Here is a 4,301-nt window from a genome sequence, read left to right as displayed (position 1 = left end):
CCGGAGCACGGGGCTCCGGGCCTTCCGATCGGTACCGGCGACCGGTACCGGCGATCAGTCCAGGTAGTCGCGCAGCACCTGGGAACGCGACGGGTGGCGCAGCTTGGACATGGTCTTCGACTCGATCTGGCGGATGCGCTCACGGGTGACCCCGTACACCTTGCCGATCTCGTCCAGCGTCTTCGGCTGACCGTCCGTCAGGCCGAAGCGCATCGACACCACGCCCGCCTCGCGCTCGGACAGGGTGTCCAGCACCGAGTGCAGCTGCTCCTGGAGCAGGGTGAAGGAGACCGCGTCGGCCGGGACGACGGCCTCGGAGTCCTCGATGAGGTCACCGAACTCGCTGTCGCCGTCCTCGCCGAGCGGGGTGTGCAGCGAGATGGGCTCGCGGCCGTACTTCTGGACCTCGATGACCTTCTCCGGGGTCATGTCGAGTTCCTTGGCCAGCTCCTCCGGGGTGGGCTCGCGGCCCAGGTCCTGGAGCATCTGGCGCTGGACGCGGGCCAGCTTGTTGATGACCTCGACCATGTGCACCGGGATGCGGATGGTGCGGGCCTGGTCGGCCATCGCCCGGGTGATCGCCTGGCGGATCCACCAGGTCGCGTAGGTGGAGAACTTGTAGCCCTTGGTGTAGTCGAACTTCTCGACCGCACGGATCAGACCGAGGTTGCCCTCCTGGATGAGGTCCAGGAAGAGCATGCCGCGACCGGTGTAGCGCTTGGCCAGCGAGACCACCAGTCGGAGGTTGGCCTCCAGCAGGTGGTTCTTGGCGCGGCGGCCGTCCTCGGCGATGATCTCCAGCTCGCGCTTGAGCTTGGGGGCGAGCTTGTCGGCGGCCGAGAGCTTGTCCTCGGCGAACAGGCCGGCCTCGATCCGCTTGGCGAGCTCGACCTCCTGCTCGGCGTTGAGCAGCGGGACCTTGCCGATCTGCTTCAGGTAGTCCTTGACCGGGTCGGCGGTGGCACCGGCGACGGCCACCTGCTGGGCCGGCGCGTCGTCCTCGTCGTCGTCGGAGAGGACGAAGCCCTCCGACTCCTCCTCCGGGGCGTCGCCCTCGGTGCCGGGCTTGTCGCTCGGCAGGGCCACCTCTTCGAGCAGCTCCTCCTCGCCGAGCAGCTCCTCGTCGCCCTTGCCCGTCTTGGCGGCGGTGGTCTTCTTGGCGGCGGCCTTCTTGGCCGGCGCGGCGGTCTTCTTGGCGGCGGCCTTCTTGGCCGGGACAGCCTTCTTCGCCGGAGCCGCCTTCACCTCGCCGGCCGAAGCCGTCGCATCGGCGGTGATCTCGGCGGACACCGTGCTGACCGGCGCGGCGGCGGCCGCGACGGCCGGCGTGGAGATGGTCGCACCGGGCGCGATGCGCACGGGCGGCTTGGTCGGGGCCGACGGCGCGGCCGGGGTCCGGGTGGTGACCGCCTTGGTCGCCGTGCGCTTGGCGGGGCTCTTGGCAGCAACGCTCTTGCGCTTGGCGCCGGCCGGTTCGGCCGCGCTGACCATGAGGTCCACCCCCTCCTCAATCAGCACCTGGTTGAGGCTGCGCATGACGTTCTTCCACTTGGTGACCGGGATCTGGTCCGCCTCGAACGCCTGGCGCACGTCGTCACCGGCGATCTGCCCCTGGGCCTTGCCCCGCTCGATGAGCGCCAGCAGAGCCGCGGACTCGGCGATCTCGGGGGGAAGCGAACGGGATGTGCTGGCCGACACGAACAACCTCTCGGACGATGAGTGGACTCGAACCCGTACCGGCCGCCCGAGCGGGCGGGGAAGGAGATCGCGCGTCGGGCACGCGGTGTCGATTCCGACCGACTCGGGCTTGAGGACTGGGTTTGCAGGACGGCAGCAGCGCCGCGGACCAACACAGCATTCTGACATGTTGGGGTATTCCGGAGCTGCTTCCGCTCAGGACACATCGCTGCTACTCGTCAAGTGTTACGCATGGCCTTCGTGTCGCGGGTCACACCGGACGGCGGCCGCGGCCCGGGGCCGGCTTCCATCATCCCCCACCCGGGCCGAAGTCGTTCACCATGAACACGACACTTCGGTCGGGAGGAAGGCCCGGAGGCGCCGGAAACGCGAAGGCCCCCCGGCTGCACCTGGCGGCAGCCGGAGGGCCGGGGTCGCGGAGGAGGCGGCGGGAGGCCGCGGGACGGTCGCGGTCGGACGGATCATGACGGGGCGGTCCGTGGACGGGTCGCGGGGCGGGAGTGCCGGCACCCGGTCGCCGAACGGCCCGCTCAGTGCTCCCGGGGAGCGGGCACGGAGGGCTCGACCTCGGGGTGGACCGTGAGCAGTGCCCGCATCGCGGTCTCGGCGGCGGTGCCGTCGCCGGTGCCGAGCGCGTCCACCAGCCGGGCGTGCAGCCCGACCGAGGACTCCGAGGGCCGCTCGCAGGAGGTGGCCGGACCGCCGGACACCTGGAGCGCGCAGGCGACGATCCCGGAGAGGTGCTCCAGCATCCGGTTGCCCGCCAGCTGCAGGACGAGCCCGTGCAGCTCGGCGTCGGCCCGGGCGTAGGTGGCGAGGTCCGCCTGGCCGCAGGCGTGCCCCAGGATCTCGACCAGTTCGGCCAGCCGCTGCTGAACGTCCTCCCGCCCGTGGCCGGCGGCCAGCCGGGAGGCCAGCGGCTCGATCGCCCAGCGGAGCTCGAACAGCTCCCGGCGCTGCTCGTCGCGCTGCGGGCCGAAGGCGCGCCACTCGATGATGTCCGGGTCGAGCAGGTTCCAGTCGCTGACCGGACGGACCCGGGTGCCGACGTTGGGCCGGGCGCTGACCAGGCCCTTGGCCTCCAGCACCCGCAGCGACTCGCGGACGACGGTGCGGGAGACCTCGAACCGCTGGCCGATCTCCTCGGGGACCAGCGGCCGGTCGGCGCCGAGGTCGCCGGAGACGATCATCTGGCCGAGCTGCTGGACGAGCTGGCCGTGCAGGCCGCGGCCGCGGCTGCTGGTGGTCTTGCGGCCGACCCGGGCGAGGTCCGACTCGGCGCCCTCCCAGCGGGGCGCCGGCGGGGTGGGCCGGTCGGCGTAGGCGAAGCGGTCCAGGTCGGCGGGGCCGGGGATGGCCCCGTCGGCGGAACGGGCGGGGGTCATGGTGGGGTGCGCAAGGGTGTTCACAGCTCCTTTGTCGGCGATCGGCGGGCGCAGCTTGAGAATTCTCGTGAAAAGCACACGAAAGGGTGATCGACCGTGACTGGATAATTGACTTCTTATCAGGGCGAAGCGCGCATTACGGTCACCCTTGGCCGATCTTGACGAACCGCCCCCGCCGGGCGGGGGCTCACAGCGCCCGGCGCCTGACCTGCACCGCCAGGGTGACCAGCAGCAACACGAACGCCGGCGCCGCCACCGCGGCCAGCAGCACCGGATCGGTCAGCACCGATCCGCCGGCCGCAACCCGGCGGTCCCCGCCGTACACCCATCCGTACGCCCACTCGATCCCGGACTGGAACGGCAGCAGCTCCGCCGCCCGGGTCGGCCAGGCCGTCCCGGTCCGCCGCAGCAGCAGCGCCACCCCGGACTCCAGCAGCGGCGGCAGCGCGCAGAGCAGCAGCACCCCGGCGACCGCGCTGCGGGTCAGCGCGGCGGTCAGCACCCCGGTCCAGCCCGCCGCGACCACCAGCAGGACGAACGCCAGCAGCGCGACCGGTGCGCCGTGCCCGGCCCCCAGGACCAGCGGCGCCACCGCCCCCGGCAACTCGTCGGCCCCGCCCAGGCCGACGACGGCCAGCACCCGCGCGGCCCGCCCGGACAGCGCGGCCGGGTCCGACCAGGCCGCGACCGTCGTGCCGGCCGGCAGCGCGAGGTGCACGGTCACCGCGTCGACCAGCAGCGTCACCAGCGCCAGCAGCGCCGCGACCGCGCCGGTCACCAGCAGCTTGCCCGCCACCAGCCGCACCCGGCGCAGATAGCCCACCTGCGAGGCCGCCAACCCCGGATGGCGCACCTCGTGCGCGTACGACAGCGCGCCCAGCGCCCCGGCCCCCAGCGCCGCGAACGGCAGCGGCACCAACGGCACCGCCGCCGTCAGCAGCCGCACCGCCGCCGCACCCCCCAGGACCCCGTCGGCCGCCTGCGCCGCCAGCACACCGGCGACCACGGCATCACCGACCACCACCAGACCGAGCAACAGCCAGGTCGAACGCAGGCCGCGCATCCGGCGCAGCTCATAAGCCAGAACTCGCACGCTTCACTCACTCCGAAGGTCAGAGGCCACAGGAACGACAACCCCACCCGGCTCCACCCCAGCGCCCCCGCCGGCCCCGCCCCCCGCGCCCTCCCGGGCGGCGGACGGCGGCCCGGCTGCCGCGG

Annotated in this window: 3 protein-coding genes; all 3 read right to left on the bottom strand. The window is 72.7% G+C overall.

Features of this window, described 5'->3' with window-relative positions:
• Positions 1 to 54: 54 nt before the first annotated feature.
• Positions 55 to 1,704, bottom strand: a complete 1,650-nt coding sequence (locus ABD308_RS31565; protein ID WP_344342651.1) for an RNA polymerase sigma factor — start codon at positions 1,702 to 1,704, stop codon at positions 55 to 57.
• A gap of 524 nt (positions 1,705 to 2,228) precedes the next feature.
• Positions 2,229 to 3,107, bottom strand: a complete 879-nt coding sequence (locus ABD308_RS31560) for a FadR/GntR family transcriptional regulator (RefSeq protein WP_344342649.1) — start codon at positions 3,105 to 3,107, stop codon at positions 2,229 to 2,231.
• Between the two features lie 163 nt (positions 3,108 to 3,270).
• The gene (locus tag ABD308_RS31555; protein WP_344342645.1) at positions 3,271 to 4,176 is read right to left on the bottom strand and encodes a hypothetical protein; all 906 of its coding nucleotides are present in this window, start codon (positions 4,174 to 4,176) and stop codon (positions 3,271 to 3,273) included.
• Between the last annotated feature and the right edge of the window lie 125 nt (positions 4,177 to 4,301).

Origin of the sequence: Kitasatospora putterlickiae (assembly GCF_039527695.1) — a bacterium.
In the GTDB taxonomy this organism is placed as follows: Bacteria; Actinomycetota; Actinomycetes; order Streptomycetales; family Streptomycetaceae; genus Kitasatospora; species Kitasatospora putterlickiae.
Note: the sequence above shows the minus strand (reverse complement) of the source record. Positions and strands in the feature narration are given on the sequence as shown.